We start from the raw sequence: 26,482 nt of genomic DNA, 5'->3' as shown, positions 1-26,482 counted from the left end.
GTATTCCGGCAGGCCGTGCAATGACCGAATCCGTTTCCGCCTCTCCCGTCGCGGCGCCGTCGTTCGACGACGTGCTCGCGTTCGTGCGCGAGCGGGCCGGCGACGCGCGCCTGTCGTCGGGCGAGCTGCTCGCCGACCACTCGGCGGGCACGGCGGCGATCATGCGCACGCTGAACGTCGATCCGTCCGCGATGCAGGCCGCCGCGCTGTTCGTGCTGACGCCGCACCTGAGCGACCCCGAGCGCGAGCTGACCGAGCGTTTCGGCGACGAGGTCGCGCGGCTCGTGTCCGACGTGCGCAAGCTGTTGCGGCTCGGTACCGTGAGCCTGCGCGCCGCGCAGAACGCAAAGCCCGACTCCGGGCGCGACGCGGCGGAAGAGCGGCGCACGCAGATCGAGGCGCTGCGCAAGATGCTGCTCGCCTTCGCGCAGGACATCCGCGTGGTGCTGATCCGGCTCGCGTCGCGGTTGCAGTCGCTGCGCTATTACGCGGCCGCGAAGCTCGATCCGCCGCCCGACGTCGCGCGCGAGACGCTCGAGATCTATGCGCCGCTCGCGAACCGTCTCGGTATCTGGCAACTGAAGTGGGAGCTCGAGGATCTCGCGTTCCGCTTCGAGGATCCCGTCACCTACAAGCGGATCGCGAAGCTGCTCGACGAAAAGCGCATCGAGCGCGAGGCGTACGTCACGCAGGCGATCGCGCGGCTGCAGCACGAGCTCGCGGAAGCGCACATCCAGGCCGACGTGAGCGGCCGGCCGAAGCATATCTACAGCATCTGGCGCAAGATGCGCGGCAAGGAGCTCGATTTCTCCGAGCTGTACGACGTGCGCGCGTTTCGCGTGATCGTGCCCGACATCAAGGATTGCTACGCGGTGCTCGGCATCGTGCATCACCTGTGGCAGCCGGTGCCGAAGGAATTCGACGACTACATCTCGCGGCCGAAGCCGAACGGCTACAAGTCGCTGCATACGGTCGTGATCGGCGACGACGGCCGTGCGTTCGAAGTGCAGATCCGCACGCAGGAGATGCATCGCTTCGCCGAGTACGGCGTCGCCGCGCACTGGCGCTACAAGGAGGCCGGCGCGCGCGGCTATGGCGGCCAGTTCTCGGCGAGCGACAAGTACGACGAGAAGATTGCGTGGCTGCGCCAGTTGCTCGCGTGGAAGGACGACGTCGAGGACGGCACCGAAGTGTCGGGCGACCAGGCGTGGGCGCAATTGCGCGAGACGTCGCTCGACGACGATCACATCTACGTGCTGACGCCGCAGGCGCGCGTGATCGCGCTGCCGCAGGGCGCGACGCCGGTCGATTTCGCGTACCACCTGCACAGCGAGCTCGGCCATCGCTGCCGTGGCGCGCGCGTCGACGGCGTGATGGTGCCGCTGAACACGTCGCTCGCGAACGGCCAGACGGTCGAGATCGTCGCGGTGAAGGAAGGCGGCCCGTCGCGCGACTGGCTGAACCTGCAGCTCGGTTACCTGAAGAGCCCGCGTGCACGGCAGAAGGTGCGCGCGTGGTTCAACTCGATCGAGCAGGAAGAAAACGTCGCGCATGGCCGCGCGCTGGTCGAAAAGACGCTGCAGCGCGAGGGCAAGACGTCGGTCAACCTGGACAACCTCGCCGCGAAGCTCGGCTTCAAGTCGCCCGAGGAGCTGTTCTCGGTCGTCGGCAAGGAAGAATTCAGCCTGCGCAACGTCGAGCACGCGCTGTCCGACGCACCGCCGCCGGAACCGGCGCCCGAGGCGCCGGCCGATTTCGAGAAGCGCAGCAGCGGCGCGAGCGTCGCGCACGGCGCGTCGACCGGCGTGCTGGTGGTCGGCGTCGACGCGTTGCTGACGCAACTGGCGCGCTGCTGCCGTCCGGCGCCGCCCGATCCGATCAGCGGTTTCGTCACGCGCGGCAAGGGGATGTCGATCCACCGCACCGACTGCCCGACGTTTCGCCGGATGGTCGAGCGTGCGCCGGAACGCGTGCTGCAGACGACCTGGTCGGCCGACGTGCTGGGCGGGCGCGGCGCGTCCGTCTATCCGGTCGACCTGATGATCGAGGCGAGCGACCGGCAAGGGTTGCTGCGCGATATCTCCGAAGTGTTCGCACGCGAAAAGATCAACGTCGTGGGCGTGAAGACGCAGAGCCGCCGCAATGCGGCATTCATGCAGTTCACGGTCGAGGTATCGAATTCGGCGCAGGTGCAGCGCGCATGTACGCTGCTCGGCGAGGTGCAGGGCGTCGTGCGGGCGGGGCGGAAGGTGTGATGGGGTTGGAACCGCGTTATTTTGCTGCGACCGCATAAAAACACTTGCCAAGCCCGTAACGGCTCCATATAATCTTAGCTTCTCTAGGCTCGTAGCTCAGCTGGTTAGAGCACCACCTTGACATGGTGGGGGTCGTTGGTTCGAGTCCAATCGAGCCTACCAACGAATTGAGAATGCCCGGCCTCCGGGTGTTCGATGCAGTACACAACTCAACGCGAATAAGGCGAATACGGTTATGACACCGCGAACGTTGACCGAAACCACTTCGGAGCGACGCTAGTCGAGGAACGTTTTCGCCCTTTCAGTTTGAGTGAAGTATCGAATGCGGCCCCTCGAAAGCGGGGCCGCATTTTTTTTGTCGCGAATTTTTCACGCGTGAGTTCGATCTCGCGTACCTGGTCTGCCGCCCACTGTCGGCATCACGGAGATTGCTATGGTTTCGATACGCTTGCCTGACGGCTCAGTTCGACAATACGAGCATCCGGTGACAGTTGCCGAGGTTGCGGCCTCGATCGGTCCCGGCCTTGCGAAGGCTGCGCTTGGTGGCAAGCTCGATGGCGAGCTCGTCGATACGTCGACGGTGATTGACCGCGACGCGTCGCTCGCGATCGTCACGGACAAGGATGCCGACGGCCTCGACATCATCCGCCACTCGACCGCCCACTTGCTCGCGTATGCGGTGAAGGAACTGTATCCGGACGCGCAGGTGACGATCGGTCCGGTGATCGACAACGGTTTCTATTACGACTTCTCGTACAACCGCCCGTTTACGCCGGAAGATCTCGAAAAGATCGAAAAGCGCATGCAGGAACTCGCGAAGAAGGACGAGCCGGTCACGCGCCGTGTCGTGTCGCGCGACGAGGCGGCCGGTTATTTCCGCAGCATCGGCGAGAAGTACAAGGCCGAGATCATCGAATCGATTCCGCAAAGCGACGAAATCAAGCTGTACTCGCACGGCGGCTTCACCGATCTGTGCCGCGGCCCGCACGTGCCCTCCACCGGCAAGCTGAAGGTCTTCAAGCTGATGAAGGTCGCGGGCGCGTACTGGCGCGGCGATTCGAAGAACGAGCAACTGCAGCGCATCTACGGCACGGCCTGGACGAAGAAGGAAGACCAGGACCAGTACCTGCACATGCTCGAGGAAGCGGAAAAGCGCGATCACCGCAAGCTGGGCAAGCAGCTCGACCTGTTCCACATGCAGGAAGAGTCGCCGGGCATGGTGTTCTGGCATCCGAAGGGCTGGGCGCTGTGGCAGCAGGTCGAGCAGTACATGCGCCGCCGCGTCAACGAGGCCGGCTATCTCGAGATCAAGACGCCGATGATCATGGACCGCTCGCTGTGGGAAGCGTCGGGCCACTGGCAGAACTATCGCGAGAACATGTTCACGACGGAGTCGGAGAAACGCGACTACGCGATCAAGCCGATGAACTGTCCGGGGCACGTCCAGGTGTTCAAGCACGGCTTGCGTTCGTACCGCGATCTGCCGCTGCGTTACGCGGAATTCGGCTCGTGCCACCGCAACGAGGCGTCGGGCGCGCTGCACGGCCTGATGCGCGTGCGCGGCTTCGTGCAGGACGATGCGCACATCTTCTGTACGGAAGATCAATTCATCTCGGAATCGATCGCGTTCAACACGCTGGCCATGAGCGTGTACAAGGATTTCGGTTTCGATCACATCGACATCAAGCTGTCGCTGCGCCCCGATCAGCGTGCCGGTACGGACGAGACCTGGGATCGTGCCGAGCAAGGTTTGCGCGATGCGCTGACGGCTTGTGGTCTCACGTGGGAAGAGTTGCCGGGTGAGGGCGCGTTCTACGGCCCGAAGATCGAGTACCACATCAAGGACGCGCTCGGCCGCTCGTGGCAGTGCGGCACGCTTCAGCTCGACATGGTGCTGCCGGAGCGCCTGGGTGCCGAATACGTGGCGGAAGACAACAGCCGCCGCCGGCCGGTGATGCTGCACCGCGCGATCGTCGGTTCGATGGAGCGTTTCCTCGGCATTTTGATCGAGCACCATGCTGGTGCAATGCCGGTCTGGCTCGCGCCGTATCAGGCAATTGTGCTCAATATCGCCGAAAGTCAGGCCGAATATGCGCAGTCTCTGGCCCAATCGTTGCAAAAACAAGGGGTTAGAGTGGCGGCCGATTTGCGCAACGAGAAGATTAGCTATAAAATACGCGAGCACACGCTGGAAAAGGTGCCTTATCTCCTCGTCGTGGGCGATAAGGAGCGTGATGCGCAAACGGTAGCCGTGCGTGCCCGTGGCGGCGTCGATCTTGGCGTAATGCCGGTCGAAGCCTTCGTTGAGCGTCTGCAGGAAGACCTGCGCTCGTTCAAGTAACCGCCCTGGCAGCGCGGCTCGTTTTTTTAATTTTTAGAGGAAACGTAACATCGCTACTGATAAGTCGTCGCACCGCATCAACGGTGAAATCACTGCGCCGGAAGTGCGCCTGGTCGGGATCGAGAACGAACCGCTCGGTATCGTAAAACTCGCTGACGCTTTCCGTAAATCGGAAGAACTGGATGTTGACCTGGTGGAAATCGCGCCGCAAGCGGTGCCGCCGGTTTGCCGTCTGATGGATTACGGCAAGTTCAAGTACCAGGAATCGAAGAAGCAGCACGAAGCGAAGCTGAAGCAGAAGGTCATCCAGGTCAAGGAAGTCAAGTTCCGCCCGGGTACCGATGACGGGGATTACAACGTCAAGCTCCGCAATCTCGTGCGCTTCCTCGAAGAGGGCGACAAGACGAAGATCACGTTGCGTTTCCGCGGCCGTGAAATGGCTCACCAGGAAATCGGTATGCGGATGCTCGAACGTCTGCGCACGGATCTCGAGGAAGTCGGCCAGGTCGAGCAGATGCCGAAGATGGAAGGGCGCCAGATGATCATGGTGCTCTCGCCGAAGAAAAAGAAGTAACGGGCCCGCGCGCGTCGCGCGCAGGTTCGACAGTGGTTCGGCGCGTTGCCCGGTCAGGGCGGCGCGCCAACAATGACGGCGGCTGCGCAAGCGGGTCGCCGTACACAAGTGGACTGGGTTTCGAAGGGCGGGTCAAGGGCGCAAGCCAACCGCACACCCATCGCCATCTAATAAACTGGAGTTGTTCGTCATGCCTAAGATGAAGACCAAGAAGAGCGCTGCAAAGCGCTTCGTGGTGCGTCCGGGCGGTACCGTCAAGCGCGGTCAAGCCTTCAAGCGCCACATCCTGACCAAGAAAACCACGAAGAACAAGCGCCATCTGCGCGGCGCAACGGCAGTTCATGATTCCGATCTGAACTCCGTCCGCGCGATGCTCCCGTTCGCGTAACCCCTCAACTGATACTCCAAGGAGAGAAACATGCCTCGAGTCAAACGTGGGGTAACCGCACGGGCCCGCCACAAGAAGATCATCAACCTGGCCAAGGGTTATCGCGGCCGCCGCAATAACGTCTACCGCATCGCCAAGCAGGCGGTGATGCGCGCTGGTCAGTACGCGTACCGCGATCGCCGCAACAAGAAGCGTGTGTTCCGCGCACTGTGGATCACGCGTATCAACGCGGCAGTTCGCCAGCACGACATGACCTACAGCGTGTTCATCAACGGCCTGAAGAAGGCGTCGATCGAACTCGACCGTAAGGTGCTGGCCGACATGGCGGTGTTCGACAAGGCTGCTTTTGCTGCGATCGTCAAGCAGGTGAAAGCCGCCGTTGCAGCCTAATTGCGAAATTAGCACTGCGTGGTTAGTTGCAGCGAGGTTCCGGTAGTCTCGGCCGCTGCAGCGAAAACGGGGCTCTTCCGAGCCCCTTTTTTGTTTGGTGGGCGGTTTCGCTCGCCAAGACCGAATGACGTTGGAAATGATGGGATCTATGGATCTGGACCAGATTGTCGCCGACGCGCAGCAGTCCTTCGAACAGGCTGCCGACATCACCACGCTCGAAAACGAGAAAGCACGATTTCTCGGCAAATCGGGTGCGCTGACCGAGTTGCTGAAGGGCCTCGGCAAGCTCGATCCCGAAGCACGCAAGACCGAAGGCGCCCGCATCAACGTCGCGAAGCAGCAGGTTGAAGCCGCGCTCACCGCCCGTCGCCAGGCCCTGGCCGACGCGTTGCTGAATCAGCGCCTCACTGCCGAAGCGATCGACGTGACGTTGCCCGGCCGCGGCGCCGGCGCCGGCAGCCTGCACCCCGTGATGCGCACGTGGGAGCGGGTCGAACAGATTTTCGGCTCGATCGGTTTCGACGTGGCCGACGGCCCCGAAATCGAGACCGACTGGTACAACTTCACGTCGCTGAACAGCCCGGAGAACCATCCGGCGCGTTCGATGCAGGACACCTTCTACGTCGAAGGCAAGGATGCCGACGGCCGCCAACTGCTGCTGCGCACGCACACGAGCCCGATGCAGGTGCGTTACGCGCGCATGAACCGTCCGCCGATCAAGGTGATCGCGCCGGGCCGCACGTATCGCGTCGACAGCGATGCGACCCACTCGCCGATGTTCAATCAGGTCGAGGGGCTGTGGATCGACGAAAACATCAGCTTCGCCGACCTCAAGGGCGTCTATACCGACTTCCTGAAAAAATTCTTCGAGCGCGACGACATCCTCGTGCGCTTCCGTCCGTCGTATTTCCCGTTCACGGAACCGTCGGCCGAGATCGACATGATGTTCGAGCAAGGCAAGAACGCCGGCAAGTGGCTCGAAATTTCCGGCTCGGGGCAGGTGCATCCGACCGTGATCCGCAACATGGGCCTCGACCCCGAGCGCTACATCGGTTTTGCGTTCGGCAGCGGCCTCGAGCGGCTGACGATGCTGCGCTACGGCGTCCAGGATCTCCGGTTGTTCTTCGAGAACGACTTGCGTTTCCTGCGCCAGTTCGCATAACGCCGCTCGCCGCGCCGACCTGTGCCCGAGCACGCCCCCGATGGACGTTTCCGACGGGGCCCGGGCGTCGATCTAACCTGTTTCGAACGTAGACATCCATGCAATTCCCTGAATCCTGGTTGAGAACCTTTGTCGACCCGCAGCTGACGACCGACGAGCTGTCGCACGCGCTGACGATGGCGGGGCTCGAAGTCGAATCGCTGAGCAAGGCTGCGCAGCCGACGTCGAAGATCGTCGTGGGCCGCGTGCTCGAAGTCGTCAAGCATCCGGATGCGGACAAGCTCAATGTCTGCCAGGTCGACGCCGGCACCGGCGCGACGCTGAACATCGTGTGCGGCGCGCCGAACGTGGCGCCCGGCATCAAGGTGCCGGTCGCGCTGGTCGGTGCGGAACTGCCGCCGGCGGAAGAGGGCGGCAAGCCGTTCGCGATCAAGCTGTCGAAGCTGCGCGGCGTGGAGAGCCAGGGGATGCTGTGCTCGGCGCGCGAGCTGAAGTTGTCCGAGGATCACAGCGGGCTGCTGATCCTGCCGGAAGACACGCCGGTCGGTCAGGACATCCGCGAGACCCTCAATCTCGACGACACGATCTTCGAAATCAAGCTGACGCCGAACAAGGCCGACTGCCTGTCGGTGTTCGGTATCGCCCGCGAGACGGCCGCGATCACCGGCGCACCGCTGACGCCGGTCGACATCCGCCCGGTGAACGTCGAGCTCGACGAAACACTGCCCGTGCGCATCGCCGCGCCCGATCTGTGCGGCCGCTTCTCGGGCCGCGTGATCCGCGGCGTGAACGCGCATGCGAAGACGCCGCAGTGGATGGTCGAGCGCCTCGAGCGTTCGGGCCAGCGCAGCGTGTCCGCGCTCGTCGACATCTCGAACTACGTGATGTTCGAACTCGGCCGCCCGTCGCACGTGTTCGATCTCGACAAGATCCACGGCGGCATCGAAGTGCGCTGGGGCAAGCGCGGCGAATCGCTGAAGCTGCTCAACGGCAATACGGTCGAACTCGACGAAACGGTCGGCGTGATCGCGGACGACCGTCAGGTCGAAAGCCTGGCCGGCATCATGGGCGGCGACAGCACGGCCGTCACGCTCGATACGACCAATATCTATCTGGAAGCCGCGTTCTGGTGGCCGGACAGCATCCGCGGCCGCGCGCGCAAGTACAACTTCTCGACCGATGCGGCGCATCGCTTCGAGCGCGGCGTCGATTACGCGACGACCGTCGAGCATGTCGAGCGCATCACGCAGCTGATTCTCGAGATCTGCGGTGGCAAGGCCGGCCCGGTCGACGATCAGGCGGTGAACCTGCCGCAGCGCGCGCCGGTGAAGATGCGTGTGTCGCGCGCGAACCGCATCATCGGCGTGAAGATCGACGCCGACGAGATCGCGGATATCTTCACGCGCCTCGGCCTGCCGTTCGAGCGTGAAGACGACGCGTTCCTCGTCACGCCGCCGTCGCATCGCTTCGACATCGAGATCGAGGAAGACCTGATCGAGGAAGTGGCGCGCATCTACGGCTTCGAGAAGATCCCGGCCCGGCCGCCGGTCGCGACGAGCGAAATGCGCGCGACCCACGAGACGCGGCGGTCGATCCACGACATCCGTCACGCGCTGGCCGCGCGCGACTACGCGGAAACCGTCAACTTCAGCTTCGTCGATGCGGAGTGGGAGCACGATTTCGCGGGCAACGACAACCCGATCCGCCTGCTGAACCCGATCGCGAGCCAGCTCTCGGTGATGCGTACGACGCTGTTCGGCAGCCTGATCGCCGTGCTGCGCCACAACCTGAACCGCCGTGCCGATCGCGTGCGCGTGTTCGAATCGGGGCGCGTGTTCGTCGCCGATCCGTCGGTGAAGGCCGGCGAGCTGGCGGTCGAAGGCCATGCGCAGCCCAAGCGCGTCGGCGCGCTGGCGTACGGTCCGGCACTCGACGAGCAGTGGGGCGTGACGACCCGCGCGGTCGATTTCTTCGACGTGAAGGGCGATCTCGAAGCGCTGCTCGCGCCGGCGGTTGCGCGTTTCGTGAAGGCCGAGCATCCGGCCCTTCATCCGGGCCGCAGCGCACGCATCGAAATCGATGGTCGCGCGGTCGGCTGGATCGGCGAGTTGCATCCGCGCCTGATGCAGAAATACGAGCTGCCGCACCCGCCGGTGATGTTCGAGATCGACGCGGACGCGCTGATCGCCCGTGCGCTGCCCGCGCCGACCGACGTGTCGAAATTCCCGCCGGTCCGTCGCGATATCGCCGTTGTCGTCGATCAGGCGGTCGAGGTTCAGGCACTTTTCGACGAAATGAAGAAGGCGCTTGCCGAAGAGGCCTGCCGATTCGTTCAGAAGGTTGTACTCTTCGACGAATTTCGTGCAAAATCAAATACTTCCGGTGGTCTTGCCGCGAACGAGAAGAGCCTTGCCTTCCGCGTGACGCTGCAGGATGCGGCTGGCACGCTGCAGGACGAGGTCGTCGACCAGGCGATTCAGACGCTGGTCGAGCGGATGGCTCGCGCCGGGGCGCGCCTGCGCGGCTAAGGAGAGGGCCCGCCCGTTCGCGGGCGGCTTTTTTCCATCGTAAGTTTTGATTCAACGCGCTGTATGGCAGATATGAACGACATGACCTCGAGTGAATTCGAAGCCCTCCTGACGGCGCAACGCAGCGCGATGAACCGCGACGCTTCGGCGCCGGCGTCCACCGAGACGCCGACGCTGACGAAGGCGGAACTGGCGGAGCTGCTGTTCGACAGCGTCGGGCTGAACAAGCGTGAAGCGAAGGACATGGTCGAGGCGTTTTTCGAAGTGATCCGCGACGCGCTCGAAAACGGTGAAAGCGTCAAGCTGTCGGGGTTCGGCAATTTCCAGTTGCGCGACAAGCCGCAGCGTCCGGGCCGCAATCCGAAGACGGGCGAGGCGATTCCGATCGCGGCCCGCCGGGTGGTAACCTTCCACGCGAGCCAGAAGCTGAAGGCGCTGGTCGAAAACGGCGCGGAGTAAGACGCGCGCCCACGCCCCGCGCGGCCGCCGCGCACCCTTTACCGACGGTTAACCGACGATGACCACCACGGTTGAGAAAGTCGTCTTGCCTCCGATTCCCGCGAAGCGCTACTTCACGATCGGCGAAGTCAGCGAACTGTGCGGGGTCAAACCACATGTGCTGCGTTACTGGGAACAGGAATTCACTCAACTGCGGCCGGTGAAGCGGCGCGGCAACCGGCGGTATTACCAGCATCACGAAGTGCTGCTGATCCGGCGGATTCGCGAATTGCTGTACGAGCAGGGCTTCACGATCAACGGCGCGCGCAACCGGCTCGATTCGCCGGGCAGCGAGCGGGCCGCGGCGGAGCCAGCCGAATCCGACGCGCAGGCCATCGATGCGCGTGGGGCGGCCAAGCCGGGCGCAACCGTCGACGTCATCGCGTTGCGGCAGGCGTTGCTGGACGTGATCGACGGACTGAAACACGACTGAGCGCACGGCGCGCAGGCAGCATTGAAAAAGCCCGGTGGGCGACCTGCCACCGGGCTTTTTCATGCGGGTCGCGCATGCGGATCAGCGCGATGCGAGCGGATTCTTCTGCCCGATGTCGACGACCAGCGTGCCGTCCGGCAGCATCCGCACCGAGCCCTGCGCGACCTGGCTGCGGTATCCGTACAGGTCGAACCGCATCGGGCCCGCCTCGGCCGAATTCCGGATCAACGCGCGCACGTTCAGTTCGAGCACGTTGAACATCTTCATGTCGCCGCCTTCCATCCACATGTAGCTCGGTGCATCGATCTGCGGCCGCTTCGGCGCGGCTGCACCCGCTGCGCGCCGGAACGTGAGACGCAAGCCGTCGCGTTCGACCGTTGCCTGGCCGAGCTTGCCGTTCAGCACGGGCGGCGGGAACACGGTGTACTGGTCGAGTACGAGCGTGTCGCCGCGCAGTTCCGCGCCGCGTCGGCGCAACGGCGTCAGCGACGCGAGCTCGATGCCGAGCGAGCGCAGCAGCGTCGCCTGCGGGATGCCGAGCACCGACACCTGCGACGGCTTGAAGGCGAGGTGCCGGTCGTCGAGCACCGTCAGCGAGCCCTTCATGTCGGTCGGCAGCCAGACCCCCGGCACGTGATTCCACAGCTTGATGCCGCCCTGGACGCGCAGGTTCTGCCCGTCCGCGCTCAGTTGCAGGTCGTTCAGCGAACGCGGCGAATAGTCGAGCAGGTAGTTGTTGAAGAGCGCCGACATCGCCTTCCACGATTCGACGACCGTGCCGCCGAGAATGCGGATGTCGTACTGGTTCGGATCGTCGAGATCGACCGGTTCGCCGGGCCGTCTCGACACGAGTTCCACGTCGAGATCCTCGACATGAAAGCCGATATCGCCGGACAGGTTGAAGTCGACGTTGCGCAGATGGATCGTCGGGTTGCGGTTCGACACGTGCCGTTCGTTGAACGGCGTCGTCGACGTGCGCCGCATCGCGACCTTCTGCATGCCGGGCCGCATCGCATCCGCCGCGAGCGCGTACGCTTCCCAGTGCTGGCGCACGTCGCGCAGCGCAGTCTGCTGCGCGGCGAGGAAGCTGTCGTTCAGGCGCGCCGCCGCGTTGCCGAGCAGCGCGCCGCTCGCCGGGCCCGTATACGAAGGCATCCGGATCGCCATCGCGCCGCTTTCGTCGAAGTTGAAGTAACCGGCCGACACCTGGTCGCGATAGTGATACAGGTCGAACACGAACGTCTGCTCGCGCTTCGACGAATCGACCGGACCGATCAGGATGTCGGCGTTCATCGGCATCGAGCGCATGAACTTCACGTCGCCGCCGCGGATGTACATCGCCTGCTGCGGGGCATTCGCCGGCATCGCGAAGCCGGCATGCGTGCCGTCGTCGAGCTTCAGGTCGAGGCCTGCCGGCGTCACGCGCACGGCGGTGATCGTGAGCTTCAGGCGCGGTGGCGGCATCAGCTTGTCGACCGCCATCACGAGATCGTCGCCGGCAAGTTGCGCGATCGGGGTCTGCACCTTCAGCAGGTCGGCCATCTTCACGTTGGCCGCGCGCATCACCGGCTGCGCGTTGATACCCGACACGCGTACGCCGGTCGGGTGGAACACGAGCTGGCTGCCGTCGCGGATCGCGAGCGTGCCGGTCAGCGAGAACGGTACCCAGCCGTCGCGCTGCATCTCGCCTTGCAGATGGATGACGCCGTCGCCGGCCGACACTGCGAGCTTGCGCAGCGGCGCGTTGCGATAGCCGAAGATGTAGGTGTTGAAGAGGGCGGTCAGCTTCGCATTGTCGAGCGTCACCGTGCCTTCATGTACGTCGATCTCGAAGCTCGTCGGATCGTCGAAGACGATCGGCGCGCCGGCCTGCGTCGGCACGAGCGTGGCCGACAACTGGTGGATGAAGAAGCCGAGGTTGTTGACGATGCGGAAATCGATGTCGCGCAGGAACGTCATCGCGCCGTTCTGGCCCGAGTCGCGCAGCGTGAACGGGCGCGGCTGCGTGAGGCTGATCGATGCGAGCGACGGCACGGTGCGCGCGATCTGCTGTTCGCGCGCGAGCCGCTCGGCCTTGGTGCGTTCGATCTTCGTCGATGCGATGGACGTGTTGCTGTCGCGCTGCGCGGCCGATTCCGCGCAGCCGGTGCAGAGGACTGCAAGCGCCAGCGCGCCGCAGCCGAACACGCGGGACGTCGTGGGCGATCCCGGGGCGACCGTGCGTCGCAGGCCGGAAAACCAGTCGAAAATTGCCAAAGGCGAGCGATGGCCGCGCCGGACCGCATTCCGCATCGTCTGTCTCCATGTCTTGTCTTGATCGACGGCGGCGCGCGCGACTGCACGGCGCGAGCGTCGATGCCGTGCAGTGTGTCATAGCGCGCTAGAGCGGCGTTACCAAACAACGGATGCCCGGACGCGGGGCGCCGGCGGGCGGCCAGACAACGGATTCGCGGTGGATGGACGGCCGTATCAAACGGCCGTTTGGTTTGTGCGGGCCGGCGGTCGGCGTCTTTCGAGGCAACCCTGAAAAACCGCGGCCGGCCTTGGCCGGCGCGGGTTTCACCGGATGCGCACAGCAACGGCCGGTCAGACCAGCAGGCGCTCCCGGATCGCGTTTTGCGTGGCCGCATCGAGTTGCAGGCCGTTCTCGAGGTACGACGCCATCGAGCCGTACGACGTCACGACCTGATCGAAGGCCGCCTGCAGATAGTCGGCGTGTGCGCCTTGCAGTGCGGTCATCATGTCCGCCGCGTTTTGTCCGCCGGCTTGTCGGGCGTGGGCGACCGAAGCGGCGATATCGGCTGCGCTATAGACGTTGGTCAGCAGGTAGTCGGCCAGAATCGTTTGCCCGGAGATGCCGAGGATCGAGTGCAGAATGGCGGTCGCCCAGCCGGTGCGATCCTTGCCGGCCGTGCAGTGGAACACCCGGTTGTCGCCGCTGCCCGCGAAGCCGGTGAACAGCGCGTGGTAGCTGGCGTGCGCGCTGTCCGACGTGACGAATGCGCGATACATGCTCAGCATGAATGCCGTCGCGGTCGCGCCGGTCGTCGGAATCGGGTCGATACTGGCGGCCCCGAGCACGTTGAGGTTTTGCCAGGCGGCGCCGGCGAGCGGTACATCGGGTTGCGTCTTGATCTCGGCGGGCGTGCGCAGGTCATCGACCTGCGTGATGCCGAGCGTGCCGACGGTCGCGACGTCGGCGGCGGACAGCGCGAGCGCGGACGAGCGATAGATCGCGCCTTTCTTCATCTTCGCGCCGCTGGTCGTCACGTAGCCGGTTCCGTCCGGCCCGGCCGTGTCGCGAAAGTTCGACGCGGACGCCAGCCGCGGCGTCGTGACCGGCGCGACCGCTATCGCGTCGCCGCCGCATGCCGACAGCAGCGACGCGCTTCCCAGCGCGATGCCGATCGTGCCGGCGCCCAGCCGGAGAAAATGTCGACGGGAAATTTCGTTTTTCTGATGCATTCGATGCCCTGTGTCGGAGACGGTTACCAGTCGTCGCGACCGCGGTGCCGCTGCCCGCGCGCGAGATGGCAAGGCCGGGGCGAGCCGGATCGATCGGCATGCAGTCGGACGGCTTGCCGGGCACGTCGATCTCGCGCCGGCTTACCGCACGGTAGCGATTTGCCGTGAAGCGGCCATCGTCCTTTTCGATTAGGGGCGAATGCCGGGTAGCGGCGCGGCCCCGGGCATCGACCGATACGCGCGGCGATGGCGGCGAGGTAAGATCGGCATCAGTGGCGGGTTCGATATCACGACACGGCAGCCATCACGGGGAAGCGCCATGGACCTGAAGGAAGTCGACGTACTCGGTGCGGGGGTGGGCGATCACTGGTACTACGCGTCGAAGGCGAGCGCGATTCGCCGGTTTCTGGGCGCGTCGGGCGCGAACCGGATACTCGACGTCGGTGCGGGCTCCGGTTTTTTCTCGAAGCATCTGCTCGAACGCACGCAAGCGACGGAAGCGTGGTGTGTCGATACGAGCTATGCTGACGACAGCGACGGCGAGGCGGCCGGCAAGCCCATCCACTTTCGGCGTGCCGTCGATCGATTCGATGCCGATCTCGTGTTGCTGATGGACGTGCTCGAGCATGTCGACGACGACGTCGGGCTGCTGACGCAGTACGTGCAGGGTGCGCCGTCGGGCAGCCGGTTCCTGATCACGGTGCCCGCGTTCCAGTTCCTGTGGAGCGGCCACGACGATTTCCTCGAACACAAGCGCAGGTATACGCTCGGCGGCCTCGAGGGCGTGGTGCGGCGTGCCGGGCTCGACGTCGAGCACGGCGCCTATTATTTCGGCCTCACGTTTCCGCTCGCGGCCGCGTTGCGGCTGGGCGAGCGGGCGCGTTCGCAGCCGCGCGAGCCTGCGTCGCAACTGCGTCGTCATCATCCGTTCGTCAACGGCTTGCTGAAGACGATCTGCCGCATCGAGCTGCCGATGTTCCGCTTCAATCGCGTCGCCGGCCTGACGGTCATCTGCGTCGCACGCAAGCGGTGACGACGATGCGCGGTGAGTGCCGCGGATTGCCTGCATCGCCGCCATCACGCCAAAAAATTGCACGAGAACATTCACAAAATGCATGCGACCCGTTCTAAATCGGGAAACTGTCTGTTATAATTTTTTTCTTTCGGGGCGTAGCGCAGCCTGGTAGCGTACCTGCATGGGGTGCAGGTGGTCGGAGGTTCAAATCCTCTCGCCCCGACCAGACAAGAACCCGCGTCAGCTCAAGCTGACGCGGGTTTTTTCTTGGCCGCCGCTTTTTTGCACATCGCAACGCGGCCCCGGTAAAATGCAAGGTTGATCCACGGAAAGCGCCGTGATTTAGCGGAAGAGGATTCCCCGAACATGACTGATCTTCGTCTTACCATGCGGTTCGCTGCAGTGCTCGCCACCGGCGCGCTCGTCGCCGGTTGCGGTACGTCGTCGCCCACGAAAGTGGACTACAAGAGCGATTCGAAATCGAAGGAAGCGTCGCTCGCAGTGCCGCCCAACATGCTCGACGAGACGGCCGATCAGCGTTCGCTGCCGCCCCAGGGCGGCGCGACTTCCCTGTCCGCGCTCCAGCAGGTCCAGCAGGCCGCGCCTGCGCTGGACACCGTCGCGCCGGCCGTCGCCGGCATGCATATCCAGCGCGACGGCACCGAAAGCTGGCTCGTGATCGACGGCAAGCAGCCGGCCGCGATCTGGCCGCAGGTTCGCCGTTTCTGGCAGGAGCAGGGCTTCCTGCTCGTCGTCGACCAGCGCGACAAGGGCGTGATGGAAACCGACTGGAACGAAACCCATCCGCAGATCAACGACGGCTTGATCCGCAGCGTGATCTCGAAGGCGATGGGCAATTCGTACGTGACGGCCGAGCGCAACAAGTACCGCACGCGTCTCGATTCGGCGCCGAACGGCGGCACCTACGTGTTCATCAGCCAGAAGGGCATGCGCGAGGCGATCACCGGCGCGAACAACGATTCGAGCAAGTGGGAACCGAAGCCGAACGATCCGGCGCTCGAGACGGAATACCTGAAGCGGCTGATGGCCGTGCTCGCGCAGAACGAGCAGCGCGCGAAGAACGGCGAACCGCCGATCGCGAACATCAAGGACAACGCGGTCTCGAAGGACAAGAAGGCCGATGCCGACGCGTCGTCGAAGGCTGCCGCGGCGATCGCTGCGCAGAACGTCTCGCGTACGTCGGCGCAAGGCAATGACGCGGCCGAAGCGGCCGTGCCGTCCGAAGTCACGCTCGGCGAGCCGTACGACCGGTCGTGGCTGCACGTCGGTCTCGCGCTCGATCGCGCGAATTTCACGGTCGACGATCGCGATCGCACGAAGGGCCTGTATTTCGTGCGCTATGTCGATCCGAAGGATCTGAGCTCGGCCGAGCAGGGCTTCTGGAGCCAGCTGTTCCACGGCAAGAAGGAAAAGCAGGCGAAGCAGTATCGCGTCAACGTGAAGGCGCTTACGGCCGATCAGACGCGTGTCGCGGTCGTCGACGATTCGGGCGCAATCGATTCGTCGTCGGCCGCTCGCCAGATCATGGGGTTGCTCGTGAATCAGCTCCGCTGATCCCGGCGTTTCCGCACTCCTTGAAAAGCCCGCCATTCGGCGGGCTTTTTTCATGTCCGCTCGCCAGCGTGTGCGCCTGTTCGGCGGGGCCCGTCCCTTCTCGTGACGTTACGTAACATCCCCGCGTTACGACGACAGAACACGTGTCACATTGTCGCCGATCTAAAAAATTTTCCTTATAAATCAATGGAATATTGCGCGTGTAATGTCTGGCACGCAACCTGCTTTATAGGTTGGAATCGTTAGAACAGGGAGGATGGCGTCAGGGACCGGGAATGCGCGGCGAGCGCATGAACAACGGGATCGACGCCTTCACATGCCGACGCGCCAAGCGTCGGCGCAACAGATGATGGTCCGCGCCAGCGTGCGGATCTCGATGGCCCCGTCGCCTATCCTCGTAGGGCGACGGTTTCGCCCGCGCTTCTCTGAAGCGCGGGCTATTTTTTTGGTGCCGTCGCCATGTCGTATCCGGGTAGCCGATGTGCGGCGCGGGATTCGCGTATTCTCGGACTTTTTCGGATGAAGGAGGCGGGAATGGCGGAAATTGCAGTCGTGGCGCTGATCGTGGCGAAGCCGGGGGCCGAGGAAAAACTGCGCGCCGTGCTCGAGGGAATCGTCGAGCCGACCCGCAACGAAGCCGGCGCGTTGCAGTACGACCTGCACCGCGATCTGAAGGAGCCCGCGCGGTTCGTATTCGTCGAGCGTTGGGAGAGCGAGGAGGCGCTGGCCGCTCATGCGCGTTCCGCGCATATTCTCGCTTATCGCGAAGCGGCCGCGGACTGGATCGAGCGTTCCGAAATCCGCGTGCTGTCGAAGCTCCTCTGAGTCTGAGCCGGGTGGGGCGACCGGACGTGTCCGGTCGCGGCGGCGCGTCAGTGCGACGCGCTGGGTACGTCGAGAATCAGGATGATCGTCCAGTCTGCGTCGCCGTCATGGTGATACTGGCGCTCGGCAACGATGAACGGTTGCTGCTTGCCTTGCGGGCCGAGGAACAGCACGTCGCCCTCCATCGGCAGGCACTCGATCGGCGGCAGCGCGAGGAACGCGTCGTCCGAGCCGCGGGGCATCAGTTGCTTGATCTTGCGAGTGGCGGCTTCGGTCCACTCGATGTCGAGTTGAATGTTGCTCATGCTGTCCTCCGCACCGGGGTGCGCACGGGTGGAAAATTTCGGTGCGCGACTTTAGCACAGCGCGCGGGCGCCGCAACCAAAAAAGCCGAACCCGGTTGCCCGGATTCGGCTTTTCGCTGATGCGGTGCCGCCGAACTTACTGGCTGGCAGCGTCTGCAGCCTTTGCCTTCTTGCCGGCCTTCTTCGCAGCTGCCTTGTGATGCGCAGCCTTCTTGCCGTGGTGATGCTCTTCCTGCGCCGCCGGCTGAGCCGCTTCGGCCGCTTGCTGCTGTTGCAGCGCTTGTGCACGCTGCTCGATCTCGGCGATCTTGGCCGGATCGGTGATGGTCTGGATCTGCGTGCTCTCTTGCGCATACGCTGCGCCAGTCAGCGCCGACATCGCTACCAGGATAGCCAGGGACGTCTTCTTCATTGCTTTACCTCCGCTAAGTGGTGATGAACCCGAGTGTTGCCGTTTTGTCTGGCGACTGCAATCGAGTGCGTGTCGAGTGTAACAAAAGTGACGGATCAATGTGCACCGGATCGCCGCACGACGCAAGGCCCCGTTGAAGTCGCGCAACACTTCGCGCGGTTCGTCACGCGCCTGCCATCCAGGGGAGTGCGGAGATTTCCATGCGGTCGTCAAAACCAGCCGAGCCAACGATACACGTGGAATTGCGCGATCCCGACCAGCTCGTGCAGCGCGTGTTCGGCGTTGGCCACATTGCGCCAGCGCGGCAGCCACCCCGTCTGCGCGCGCCGGAGATTCGCATAAACGGGTTGCGGATCGATGCCGAAGCGGCGGAAATCGAGCAGCGCCCGGCGCATCTGGTACGACGACGTGACGAGAATGCGCGCGTCGTCATACTGTGAGCGTAGTATAGACGCAGTGAATTTCGCGTTTTCGTAGGTTGTACGGCTGTTCGGTTCGAGCACGAGGTCGGCCGGCGCCACGCCTTGCGCGACGAGCTGGCGCCCGTAGACGGCCGCCTCGGTATCGCCGTGATGCTGCGGGTCGCCGCCCGACATCACCACGGTGCAGCGTTCGGCCTGCTGCCGGCACGTGCGATAGAGCGCCGCAATCTTGCGGATGCGCGCGGCGCCGTCGGGCGGCGGCTGCAATCCGGCATCGGTGCGAAGCGTGCCGGCGCCGATGAGGATCAGCGTGGTTCGTCCATGCATGTCGGGATGCTCGACCGGCGTGACGCCTGCCTCGCTCCAGGCGATCAGCGGCGCGGCGAGCCAGCCCGTCGCGAGCAGCCAGAACAGCGCAGCGGCGACGATCGAAATGGTTCGACGCCGCTTGCGGCAGAGCATGAAACCGATGAAGAGAAGTACAAATGAATCGAACAGAATCAATTTGATTGGGGTATGGTGTCTTTTTATGGACGGCTGACGATCCGGCCCTGACGCGACGCCGAACAACGTCGGCCTCCAGAATCGGTGGCGGTTTCGGCGGGCGGAGACCCCGCCCGGCGCGCCGCTTCGCATTGTCGCTGCACTTTAAGAAAGAATCGAGATGGCCACGTATTCCAACGAAGCGGTGCTCGACGCATTGAGACGAGTGCAGTACCGCCAGGTACCGTGGGCACGCCGCCCGGGCGTGTTCGAGTATCTCCGTTCGCTCGGGCTGATGGACACGGTCAGGCAGAAAACCGTTGCCCCCGCACCGGGCTTCCATGCACCGGTCGACATCGCCGTACTGACCGACAGCGGTCGAGCCGAATTCTCGCGCCTCGAGCGCGACGAGAAATTACTGTCCTGGACTGATCGCCGCATGGACGACTACGCATTGAGCGAAGCGAGCGCCGTGGCGATTCTCGAAAGCCGCCTGTAGCGGTTCTTCATCCCGCCCCGTGCATCGCCGCGGCAGGCCGGCGACGCAAAAAAAGCCCGTATCGCGAGGATACGGGCGTACCGGATACTTTTGCTGCTGCCACGCTGTGCTCATGGCAACGATGTGACTCGCCGCATGCGGCGCAGTTCCCGGATGCGGGCATTTTCTTTGGCGAAACGTCGAAATCGGCAGGACTACGGATGACGCGGCACGCCCGGCGGCTGCGAGCCGATCCGCGCCCGTGCGTTGCTCGCGATGTCGCCACGCAAGTCGCCGCGCGGCACGGTTTGCCGGCTGGACGAGTTGGCGGACGGCGGCTGGCGGAGGGTGTTGCGATGATCCTGCTGGCGATGGGGCGGCTTCACGCGATCGTCGGCATGGACAGGAGCGGCGAGCGCCACGGAAACGACAATGCCGCATGCAACGAGCAGTGACATTGTTTTCATGGCGGGGCTCCCTTCAAGCCGTCCGTGCGGCCTGTTGATATGTCGCTAAGGTAAGCGTGGGAGTGCAGGCTTGCTGTAAATAATAGTAAATAGATGTTTCGCGGCACGACAACGGTAATCGACGGCAAGACATGCGTCGCGACAAAGTCGCATCGCAGAAAGAAACCGGGCGGCCGAAGCCGCCCGATCGAGCATGCGTTACGCCATCTTGACGGGCGCGCGCCAGGATTCCGGGTTGGTCCAGAAGGCGCCGCGCAGCCGGTCGCGGCTCGGCGGGGCCGGCGGCTTCGCCGCGCTTGCGCCGATGCGTCCGCGCAGCGAGATTTGCCGGCCGCTCGTGCCGAGTCGCTTCACGATCTCGGCGAGCGTGCCGTCGGCCTGCCATTCGTCGAAGCGGCGGCGGCAGGTCGGCGGGGACGGATAGCGGCCCGGCAGTTTCGACCAACCTTCACCCGTCGACAGTACCCACAGTACGGCGTTGACCACCGACCGGGCTTCCACGCGGGGACGGCCGCGCCGCTCACTCCGTGCGGGCTCCGAGCAAAACAGACCCTCGACCAGCGCCCACTCGTTATCTCTCAAATCGTCGAACAGCATCATGTCCTCACCTCAGCGAAGCTAACTCCGGTGCGCTGCCCTGCGCCGCGCACTCTTCAGGCACTCGATCGGCGAGTGCCGGGTGGGGGCGTCCGGTTGGCCGGCAGCGGCGTTTCTGCTCTTCCGTCCGACGAAACCTGTGCCCTGTGCGCCAGGTAATGCACGAAGCGTGCCATGTCGGAGGTGAATCCCTCGAGAGCCGCTTGGCAGCGAGCTAACGGCTAAGTCAGCTAGGGGCGTATAAGACGCCAAAATAACCCGGCAGCAAATCGGGACAATCACCAATCTTGTGCAATTCGCCCGTGTCACGTGCGTTTGCGAACGTATTGCACCGCAGCGAAACATGTGCGGCGGGTGCCGGATTCGTTCGCCGAAGCCGGGTTCGCACATTAAAATCGCGCATCGATATCGACGATTGATGAGGTCAGGAGATGAACGTTACGCTGCGCCAGCTTCGCGTATTCATCGAAGTCGCGCGGCTCAGGAGCTTCAGTCGGGCGGGGGACGAGATCGGGCTCACGCAGTCCGCGGTCAGCCGCTGCGTGCGCGAGCTCGAGGCCGAACTCGGGCTGAAGCTGATCGACCGCACGACGCGCGACGTTCAACTGACCGACGTCGGCGCGAACCTGATCGCGAGCGTGTCGCGCCTGCTCGACGATCTCGACGACACGCTGCGCGAGATTCGCGAAATAGGGGAGCAGCGTCGCGGGCGCGTGATCGTCGCGGCAAGCCCGACGATCGCATGCAGGCTGATGCCGCGCGTGGTGGCGTCGTGCGAGCGCCAGTTCCCGTTCGTGACGCTCGGCCTGCGCGACGACGTACAGAGCGACGTGCTGCGCAAGGTGAAGTCGAGCGAAGTCGACTTCGGCGTCGTGATCGGGCCGCTGACGGTCGCCGATCTCGTCTGCGAGCCGCTGATGACCGATTCGTTCTGCCTTGTCGCGCGCGCCGACCATCCGCTCGCGGCGCGGGCCGAGGTGCCGTGGACGGCGCTTGACGGCGAGCGCCTCGTGCTGCTCGATCATGCGTCGGGCAGCCGGCCGCTGATCGATGCGGCGCTGGCCACGCATCGCGTGAACGCGACGGTCATGCAGGAACTCGGGCATTCGGCGACCGTGTTCGGGCTGGTCGAGGCCGGTGTCGGCGTGAGCGTGCAGCCGTGGCTGTCGCTGCCGCTGCCCGCCGGCTCGACGCTCGTCGCACGGCCGCTCACGCCGCGCACCGAGCGTACCGTCGAGCTGGTGCGTCGTCGCGACCGGTCGTTGTCGCCCGCTGCGCAGGCGATCTGGGAGCTCGTGCGGCAGATGCCGGCGAGGGCCGAGGATCTCGACTGACGCTTGCCAACGTGCGCGGTCCGGCTTGCCGGCCGGTACACTACGCGGATCGTGTTCCTCGGCGGTGGTGCTCGATGACGCAATCCGCAGGTTTTTTCCCGGCAAACGACGAGCCGGCGGCGCGTGCCGCGGTGCAGGCGCTGCGCCCGTCGCTGATCCGCGAGGTCGCAAACGCCGGCTTCGGCGTGCCGGACATGCTGCCGTTCTGGTTCGGCGAATCCGATCGCGTGACGCCGGACTTCATCCGCGACGCCGCAGCGGCCGCGCTGCGCGACGGCGCGACCTTCTACACGCACAATCTCGGCACGGCGCCGCTGCGCGACGCGATCGCAGCCTATGTCGGCGCGCGTCACGGTGCGACGCCGGTGGACACGGTGGCCGTGACGAGTTCGGGTGTGAGTGCGCTGATGCTGGCTGCGCAGATGCTCGTCGGGCCGGGCGAGCGGGTCGTCGCGATCACGCCGCTGTGGCCGAATCTCGTCGAGATTCCGAAGATCCTCGGTGCACAGGTCGACTGCGTGCCGCTCGACTATGGCGACGCGGGCTGGCAGCTCGATGTCGGCCGGTTGCTCGCAGCGCTGACGCCCGATACGCGGATGCTGCTGATCAATTCGCCGAACAACCCGACCGGCTGGACGATGTCGCGCGACGATCAGCAGGTCGTGCTCGCCCATTGTCGCCGTCACGGCATCTGGCTGGTCGCCGACGAGGTGTACGAGCGGCTTGCATTCGGCGACGGCGGCGCGCCGTCGTTCCTCGATATCGCGTCGCGCGACGAGCGCGTCGTGGTCGTCAATTCATTCTCGAAGGCGTGGGCGATGACGGGCTGGCGGCTCGGATGGCTGATTGCGCCGGCATCGGTGATGGGCGACCTGTCGAAGCTCGTCGAATACAACACGTCGTGTGCGCCGGGCTTCGTGCAGGCCGCGGCCGAGGTCGCGTTGCGCGACGGCGAGCCGTTCGTGCGGTCGTTCGTCGCGGCGCTGCGCGACGCGCGCGATCACCTGGTTGCCGCGCTGCGGACCCTGCCGGGCGTCGAGGTGCCGCCCCCGCCGGGCGCGATGTACCTGTTCCTGCGGCTGCCGGGTGCGGCCGACAGCCTGGCGTTCTGCACGACGCTGGTGCGCGAAGCGGGGCTCGGCCTTGCGCCCGGGCGCGCATTCGGCCCGGAGGGAGAAGGGTTCGTGCGCTGGTGCTACGCGTGCGATCCGGCGCGGCTCGATGCGGGCGTCGAGCGGCTGCGCCGGTTCCTTGCACGCGGCACGGGCGCCCGCTGAAGCGGGGCCGGAGCGGGCGCGCCGCCCGGGCGGCGGCCTGTTCCACTCATCTTTACGCACCGGGCAATTTTGCGTAATATGGCGCTCAGTCACGCGGTTCCGTCGTTGAGCCGTGCTGTTCCGTCCGGTTTGGGCCTGGCCTGAAGTTGGTTCGCCGCCCCCGGTTCGTGCTCCCATCAATATGACCGATCAGAATCGGGCGAGCGCGTCTTCCGTTCCTTTCGTCTGTTTGTTGATCCGGTTCGTTTGACCACAGGGTCTGGCCTAGCTGCATGAATACCCAAGAGGCGAAGATCGTCCTCGAGACTGCTTTGATCTGCGCGCAGGAACCGCTGAAGCTCGGCGATTTGCGCAAGCTCTTTGCCGACGGCGTGTCGGCTGACACGGTCCGCACGTTGCTCGAAGATCTGAAACAGGATTGGTCCGGTCGCGGTGTCGAACTGGTGGCGTTGGCGACCGGATGGCGCTTTCAGAGCAAGCCGGCGATGCGTCATTATCTCGATCGCCTGCATCCCGAGAAGCCGCCGAAATATTCGCGCGCGGTGCTCGAAACGCTCGCGATCATCGCGTACCGGCAGCCCGTCACGCGCGGCGACATCGAAGAGATTCGCGGCGTCACGGTCAATACGCAGGTGGTCAAGCAACTCGAGGATCGCGGCTGGATCGAGGTGATCGGTCATCGCGACGTGCCGGGGCGTCCGGCGCTGTATGCGACGACCAAGCAGTTCCTCGACGATCTCGGCCTGAAGGCGCTCGACGACCTGCCGGCGCTCGAAGAGCCGGCCGCGAACATCGAGGCCGCGCTGCTCGCGCAGCAGGCCATGGATTTCGACGGTGACGTGCCGGTGGCCGACGATGCGGCGGGCGACGTACCGCAGGCACTGGCGAATGAAGTGCCCGCCGGCGAGTCGGCCGAGGCCTCCGGCGATGCCGCGGCCGACGTCGCGTCGACGCAGGAAATGCCGAGTCGCGATACGCTCGATGCTGATCGCGGGCAAACGGAGCAGACGGAACAGGTTGGCGCCGAAGCAGTGCCGACCGATGTGCAGCCCGAGCCGCAGCCAGCGGATTGGAGCGAGGAAGATCGCAAGCCGGCCGCCGAAGCGGCTGCCGGAGACGGAGCGGAAGCGGCCGGCGACATGCCCGGCGAGGCCGATCAGGCCGACGCCTCCCGTTCCCGTCCCGCGGACGACGAGACGCTGGACGACACGTCCGACAGTCTCGCGGATGCCGTACGAAGCGCCAGTGCGCCCATCGGCGCCGACGCGCTGCCGGACGACGAAGCAGAACCCGAACAGCGTCGCGCCTGATCGCGGCCAACTTCTTGCCGCGCCCGCGCCGGGCGCGAGACCTGACATTTTGAGGTTGTTTTGACAGATATCCACGATATTGAATCGTCCGCGCCTGCCGTGCAGGCAGCGCGTGCCGACGATGCGCCGGAGCAGGATGCTTCGGCCGCGGGTGGCGACGAGCGTCCCCGCCGCGGTCTGCGGCGCGGCCCGCGCAGCCTGATCGCGCGGCGTCGCGCGGCGGCCAAGTCGAAGGGCGCCGAAGGCGAGCAGCAGGGTGCCGAGGGCGCCGATGCGCAGCCGGCCGAGGCCGCCGATGCGCCGCCGGCGCGTGCGCCGCGCAAGGAAGGTGCGGCCAAGGGCGGTCGCAAGCCGGCCGGCAAGCGCGAAAGTGCGGCCAAGGGCGGTCAAGGCGGCCAGGGCCGTCGCGGTGCATCGAAAGCCGAAGGTGGCGCGGCGAAGGCCGTGGAAGGCGATGCGTCCCAGGACGAACTGTTCGCGTACGTGACGTCGCCCGCCTTCGACGCGGACAACTCCGCGGGCGGTAGCGGCGTGCGTGCGCCGATGCTGCGTCGCGGCCGCAACCAGCCGGCGAACAAGCGCGTGCTGTCGCCGGACGACGACGCGCCGAAGCTCCACAAGGTGCTGGCGGAAGCGGGCATGGGCTCCCGCCGCGAAATGGAAGAACTGATCGTTGCCGGCCGCGTGTCGGTGAACGGCGAGCCCGCGCACATCGGCCAGCGGATCATGCCGACCGACCAGGTGCGGATCAACGGCAAGCCGGTCAAGCGCAAGCTGCCGAACAAGCCGCCGCGCGTGCTGCTGTATCACAAGCCGACCGGCGAGATCGTCAGCCACGCGGATCCGGAAGGTCGTCCGTCGGTGTTCGACCGCCTGCCGCCGATGAAGACGGCGAAATGGCTGGCGGTGGGCCGCCTCGACTTCAATACCGAAGGCCTGCTGATGCTGACGACCTCCGGCGACCTCGCGAACCGCTTCATGCATCCGCGTTACAGCGTCGAGCGCGAGTACGCGGTGCGTGTGGTCGGCGAGCTGGCCGAAGGCATGCGGCAGAAGCTGCTGCACGGGGTCGAGCTCGAAGACGGTCCGGCGAATTTCCTGCGCATCCGCGATGGCGGCGGCGAAGGCACGAACCACTGGTATCACGTCGCGCTGGCCGAAGGCCGCAACCGCGAAGTGCGCCGGATGTTCGAAGCGGTCGGCTTGATGGTGAGCCGGCTGATCCGTACGCGTCACGGCCCGATTCCGCTGCCGCGCGGCCTGAAGCGTGGTCGTTGGGAAGAGCTCGACGATGCGCAGGTGCGCAAGCTGATGGCGACCGTCGGCCTGAAGGCGCCGTCCGAGGAGAAGGGCAAGCGCGGCGGTGCCGGTCCGACCGAGCGGCGCCAGCCCGATCCGATGCAGACGTCGATGGGTTTCATCGGCCGCGAGCCGGTGCTGACGACGCACGGGCAACTCGACCAGCCGCGTCGCGGTGGTGGCCGGCGCGGCGCGCCGGGCCTGCCGGGCCTGAGCGGCTACGGCAGCCTGCCGGTTGCACCGTCGGGCTACGGCAACCGCACGGGCGGCGGTCGTGACGGCAACCGCATGGGTGGCGGCCGCGACGGCAACCGCGCTGGCGGTGGTCGCGATGTCGACGGCAATCGCGCGTCGTATGGTGCGGGCCCCAAGCGCGATGGCGCGGGCGGCAAGCGCGGCGGCAGCAAGGGCGGTGGTAACCGCACGCCGAACGGCAATCGTGCCGATGGCGGCGGCAACGGCGGCCCGCGCGGCGGTCAGCGTCCGCAGCGCAGTCGTACGCGCAGCCGCTAAGCGCCTGTCGGTCGGCGTGCGTCGGCCCAAGGCCGCTGGCGCGTCGGCCAGGCCGGCATCCGGCCGGCTTTGTCGACGCGTTTCGGCTGATCCGTGTCGCGTGCCGCGACAACGACGATCACCGGCGCGGCACGGA

The 26,482-nt window shown here is 65.2% G+C and carries 23 protein-coding genes, 2 tRNA genes and 1 pseudogene; 19 read left to right on the top strand and 7 right to left on the bottom strand.

Translation table 11 applies throughout. From position 1 onward, the window contains the following. Positions 1-20: 20 nt before the first annotated feature. The 10 genes from DFS13_RS32840 to DFS13_RS32790 all read left to right on the top strand — a co-directional run bounded on the left by DFS13_RS32840 (position 21) and on the right by DFS13_RS32790 (position 10,569). Positions 21-2,255 (top strand): bifunctional (p)ppGpp synthetase/guanosine-3',5'-bis(diphosphate) 3'-pyrophosphohydrolase, encoded by a 2,235-nt coding sequence (locus DFS13_RS32840; protein WP_006486099.1) that lies wholly within the window; start codon positions 21-23, stop codon positions 2,253-2,255. Positions 2,256-2,340: 85 nt separating this feature from the next. Next, a tRNA-Val gene (locus tag DFS13_RS32835) sits at positions 2,341-2,417 on the top strand. Positions 2,418-2,688: 271 nt separating this feature from the next. Beyond that, positions 2,689-4,596 (top strand): threonine--tRNA ligase, encoded by a 1,908-nt coding sequence (gene thrS / locus DFS13_RS32825; RefSeq protein ID WP_006486105.1) that lies wholly within the window; start codon positions 2,689-2,691, stop codon positions 4,594-4,596. A 49-nt stretch (positions 4,597-4,645) separates the two neighbouring features. Further along, positions 4,646-5,170, top strand: a complete 525-nt coding sequence (gene infC / locus DFS13_RS32820) for a translation initiation factor IF-3 (protein ID WP_071734130.1) — start codon at positions 4,646-4,648, stop codon at positions 5,168-5,170. Between the two features lie 190 nt (positions 5,171-5,360). Next, positions 5,361-5,558: a 50S ribosomal protein L35 gene (rpmI, locus tag DFS13_RS32815; protein WP_004191477.1), complete on the top strand. Its 198-nt coding sequence runs from the start codon at positions 5,361-5,363 to the stop codon at positions 5,556-5,558. Between the two features lie 30 nt (positions 5,559-5,588). Beyond that, a complete protein-coding gene (rplT, locus tag DFS13_RS32810) occupies positions 5,589-5,948 on the top strand; it encodes a 50S ribosomal protein L20 (RefSeq protein WP_004192938.1) in 360 nt (119 codons plus the stop codon). Positions 5,949-6,096: 148 nt separating this feature from the next. Next, on the top strand, positions 6,097-7,110 hold the full coding sequence (gene pheS, locus DFS13_RS32805; RefSeq protein WP_006486107.1) for a phenylalanine--tRNA ligase subunit alpha: 1,014 nt from the start codon (positions 6,097-6,099) through the stop codon (positions 7,108-7,110). A 98-nt stretch (positions 7,111-7,208) separates the two neighbouring features. After that, a complete protein-coding gene (gene pheT / locus DFS13_RS32800) occupies positions 7,209-9,638 on the top strand; it encodes a phenylalanine--tRNA ligase subunit beta (RefSeq protein ID WP_111442621.1) in 2,430 nt (809 codons plus the stop codon). Positions 9,639-9,710: 72 nt separating this feature from the next. Beyond that, a complete protein-coding gene (locus DFS13_RS32795) occupies positions 9,711-10,097 on the top strand; it encodes an integration host factor subunit alpha (protein ID WP_006486093.1) in 387 nt (128 codons plus the stop codon). Between the two features lie 58 nt (positions 10,098-10,155). Further along, on the top strand, positions 10,156-10,569 hold the full coding sequence (locus DFS13_RS32790; RefSeq protein ID WP_111442620.1) for a MerR family transcriptional regulator: 414 nt from the start codon (positions 10,156-10,158) through the stop codon (positions 10,567-10,569). Positions 10,570-10,650: 81 nt separating this feature from the next. On the opposite strand, the gene DFS13_RS32785 is transcribed toward DFS13_RS32790, so the two are convergent. Further along, positions 10,651-12,861: a lipoprotein gene (locus DFS13_RS32785; protein WP_034200660.1), complete on the bottom strand. Its 2,211-nt coding sequence runs from the start codon at positions 12,859-12,861 to the stop codon at positions 10,651-10,653. A gap of 294 nt (positions 12,862-13,155) precedes the next feature. Next, positions 13,156-14,034: a tyrosine-protein phosphatase gene (locus tag DFS13_RS32775; protein ID WP_006495358.1), complete on the bottom strand. Its 879-nt coding sequence runs from the start codon at positions 14,032-14,034 to the stop codon at positions 13,156-13,158. A 319-nt stretch (positions 14,035-14,353) separates the two neighbouring features. Here DFS13_RS32775 and DFS13_RS32770 point away from each other — a divergent pair, with 319 nt between their 5' ends. The 4 genes from DFS13_RS32770 (at position 14,354) to DFS13_RS32755 (ending at position 17,449) form a co-directional block, all read left to right on the top strand. Next, entirely contained in the window at positions 14,354-15,067 is a 714-nt protein-coding gene (locus DFS13_RS32770) for a bifunctional 2-polyprenyl-6-hydroxyphenol methylase/3-demethylubiquinol 3-O-methyltransferase UbiG (protein WP_006495357.1), read from the top strand. A gap of 131 nt (positions 15,068-15,198) precedes the next feature. Then, positions 15,199-15,275 (top strand) — tRNA-Pro (locus tag DFS13_RS32765). A gap of 140 nt (positions 15,276-15,415) precedes the next feature. Continuing rightward, positions 15,416-16,624 carry an outer membrane protein assembly factor BamC gene (gene bamC, locus DFS13_RS32760; RefSeq protein ID WP_012492557.1) on the top strand — a complete coding sequence of 403 codons (1,209 nt, stop codon included), beginning with the start codon at positions 15,416-15,418 and terminating at the stop codon, positions 16,622-16,624. Positions 16,625-17,158: 534 nt separating this feature from the next. Then, positions 17,159-17,449 (top strand): putative quinol monooxygenase, encoded by a 291-nt coding sequence (locus tag DFS13_RS32755; protein WP_006486097.1) that lies wholly within the window; start codon positions 17,159-17,161, stop codon positions 17,447-17,449. Between the two features lie 47 nt (positions 17,450-17,496). Here the strand turns inward: DFS13_RS32755 and DFS13_RS32750 are convergent, their stop codons facing one another. From DFS13_RS32750 to DFS13_RS32740, 3 genes are all read right to left on the bottom strand, one after another. Next, complete coding sequence (locus tag DFS13_RS32750; protein WP_006486090.1) at positions 17,497-17,754, bottom strand: hypothetical protein; 258 nt, start codon at positions 17,752-17,754, stop codon at positions 17,497-17,499. Positions 17,755-17,890: 136 nt separating this feature from the next. Continuing rightward, complete coding sequence (locus tag DFS13_RS32745) at positions 17,891-18,166, bottom strand: hypothetical protein (protein WP_006486101.1); 276 nt, start codon at positions 18,164-18,166, stop codon at positions 17,891-17,893. Positions 18,167-18,375: 209 nt separating this feature from the next. Beyond that, a complete protein-coding gene (locus DFS13_RS32740) occupies positions 18,376-19,092 on the bottom strand; it encodes a YdcF family protein (protein WP_012492558.1) in 717 nt (238 codons plus the stop codon). Between the two features lie 160 nt (positions 19,093-19,252). Here DFS13_RS32740 and DFS13_RS32735 point away from each other — a divergent pair, with 160 nt between their 5' ends. After that, complete coding sequence (locus tag DFS13_RS32735) at positions 19,253-19,570, top strand: hypothetical protein (RefSeq protein WP_006495354.1); 318 nt, start codon at positions 19,253-19,255, stop codon at positions 19,568-19,570. A gap of 194 nt (positions 19,571-19,764) precedes the next feature. Here DFS13_RS32735 and DFS13_RS32730 read toward each other — a convergent pair whose 3' ends face one another. Both DFS13_RS32730 and DFS13_RS32725 read right to left on the bottom strand, forming a co-directional pair. Then, positions 19,765-20,016 carry a hypothetical protein gene (locus DFS13_RS32730; RefSeq protein ID WP_006495353.1) on the bottom strand — a complete coding sequence of 84 codons (252 nt, stop codon included), beginning with the start codon at positions 20,014-20,016 and terminating at the stop codon, positions 19,765-19,767. Between the two features lie 201 nt (positions 20,017-20,217). Beyond that, a pseudogene (locus DFS13_RS32725) lies at positions 20,218-20,613 on the bottom strand (transposase); the annotation flags it as partial. Between the two features lie 431 nt (positions 20,614-21,044). On the opposite strand from DFS13_RS32725, the gene DFS13_RS32720 reads away from it, so the two are divergent. From DFS13_RS32720 to rluB, 4 genes are all read left to right on the top strand, one after another. Further along, complete coding sequence (locus DFS13_RS32720; protein WP_006495352.1) at positions 21,045-21,947, top strand: LysR family transcriptional regulator; 903 nt, start codon at positions 21,045-21,047, stop codon at positions 21,945-21,947. Between the two features lie 74 nt (positions 21,948-22,021). Beyond that, complete coding sequence (locus DFS13_RS32715; RefSeq protein WP_111442619.1) at positions 22,022-23,224, top strand: pyridoxal phosphate-dependent aminotransferase; 1,203 nt, start codon at positions 22,022-22,024, stop codon at positions 23,222-23,224. Positions 23,225-23,496: 272 nt separating this feature from the next. After that, entirely contained in the window at positions 23,497-24,534 is a 1,038-nt protein-coding gene (gene scpB / locus DFS13_RS32710) for an SMC-Scp complex subunit ScpB (protein WP_034200656.1), read from the top strand. A gap of 60 nt (positions 24,535-24,594) precedes the next feature. Further along, positions 24,595-26,346: a 23S rRNA pseudouridine(2605) synthase RluB gene (rluB, locus tag DFS13_RS32705; protein WP_059723746.1), complete on the top strand. Its 1,752-nt coding sequence runs from the start codon at positions 24,595-24,597 to the stop codon at positions 26,344-26,346. Positions 26,347-26,482 lie beyond the last annotated feature (136 nt).

This window comes from Burkholderia sp. 28_3 (assembly GCF_003253915.1).
GTDB lineage: Bacteria > Pseudomonadota > Gammaproteobacteria > Burkholderiales > Burkholderiaceae > Burkholderia > Burkholderia cenocepacia.
Note: the sequence above shows the minus strand (reverse complement) of the source record. Positions and strands in the feature narration are given on the sequence as shown.

Bases quoted from the DNA above. Each gene is read 5' to 3' on its own strand.
- DFS13_RS32840 (WP_006486099.1), top strand. From the start codon at position 21: ATGACCGAATCCGTTTCCGCCTCTCCCGTCGCGGCGCCGTCGTTCGAC.
- thrS (WP_006486105.1), top strand. From the start codon at position 2,689: ATGGTTTCGATACGCTTGCCTGACGGCTCAGTTCGACAATACGAGCAT.
- rpmI (WP_004191477.1), top strand. From the start codon at position 5,361: ATGCCTAAGATGAAGACCAAGAAGAGCGCTGCAAAGCGCTTCGTGGTG.
- rplT (WP_004192938.1), top strand. From the start codon at position 5,589: ATGCCTCGAGTCAAACGTGGGGTAACCGCACGGGCCCGCCACAAGAAG.
- pheS (WP_006486107.1), top strand. From the start codon at position 6,097: ATGGATCTGGACCAGATTGTCGCCGACGCGCAGCAGTCCTTCGAACAG.
- pheT (WP_111442621.1), top strand. From the start codon at position 7,209: ATGCAATTCCCTGAATCCTGGTTGAGAACCTTTGTCGACCCGCAGCTG.
- DFS13_RS32795 (WP_006486093.1), top strand. From the start codon at position 9,711: ATGAACGACATGACCTCGAGTGAATTCGAAGCCCTCCTGACGGCGCAA.
- DFS13_RS32790 (WP_111442620.1), top strand. From the start codon at position 10,156: ATGACCACCACGGTTGAGAAAGTCGTCTTGCCTCCGATTCCCGCGAAG.
- DFS13_RS32785 (WP_034200660.1), bottom strand. From the start codon at position 12,861: ATGCGGAATGCGGTCCGGCGCGGCCATCGCTCGCCTTTGGCAATTTTC.
- DFS13_RS32775 (WP_006495358.1), bottom strand. From the start codon at position 14,034: ATGCATCAGAAAAACGAAATTTCCCGTCGACATTTTCTCCGGCTGGGC.
- DFS13_RS32770 (WP_006495357.1), top strand. From the start codon at position 14,354: ATGGACCTGAAGGAAGTCGACGTACTCGGTGCGGGGGTGGGCGATCAC.
- bamC (WP_012492557.1), top strand. From the start codon at position 15,416: ATGACTGATCTTCGTCTTACCATGCGGTTCGCTGCAGTGCTCGCCACC.
- DFS13_RS32755 (WP_006486097.1), top strand. From the start codon at position 17,159: ATGGCGGAAATTGCAGTCGTGGCGCTGATCGTGGCGAAGCCGGGGGCC.
- DFS13_RS32750 (WP_006486090.1), bottom strand. From the start codon at position 17,754: ATGAGCAACATTCAACTCGACATCGAGTGGACCGAAGCCGCCACTCGC.
- DFS13_RS32745 (WP_006486101.1), bottom strand. From the start codon at position 18,166: ATGAAGAAGACGTCCCTGGCTATCCTGGTAGCGATGTCGGCGCTGACT.
- DFS13_RS32735 (WP_006495354.1), top strand. From the start codon at position 19,253: ATGGCCACGTATTCCAACGAAGCGGTGCTCGACGCATTGAGACGAGTG.
- DFS13_RS32730 (WP_006495353.1), bottom strand. From the start codon at position 20,016: ATGAAAACAATGTCACTGCTCGTTGCATGCGGCATTGTCGTTTCCGTG.
- DFS13_RS32720 (WP_006495352.1), top strand. From the start codon at position 21,045: ATGAACGTTACGCTGCGCCAGCTTCGCGTATTCATCGAAGTCGCGCGG.
- DFS13_RS32715 (WP_111442619.1), top strand. From the start codon at position 22,022: ATGACGCAATCCGCAGGTTTTTTCCCGGCAAACGACGAGCCGGCGGCG.
- scpB (WP_034200656.1), top strand. From the start codon at position 23,497: ATGAATACCCAAGAGGCGAAGATCGTCCTCGAGACTGCTTTGATCTGC.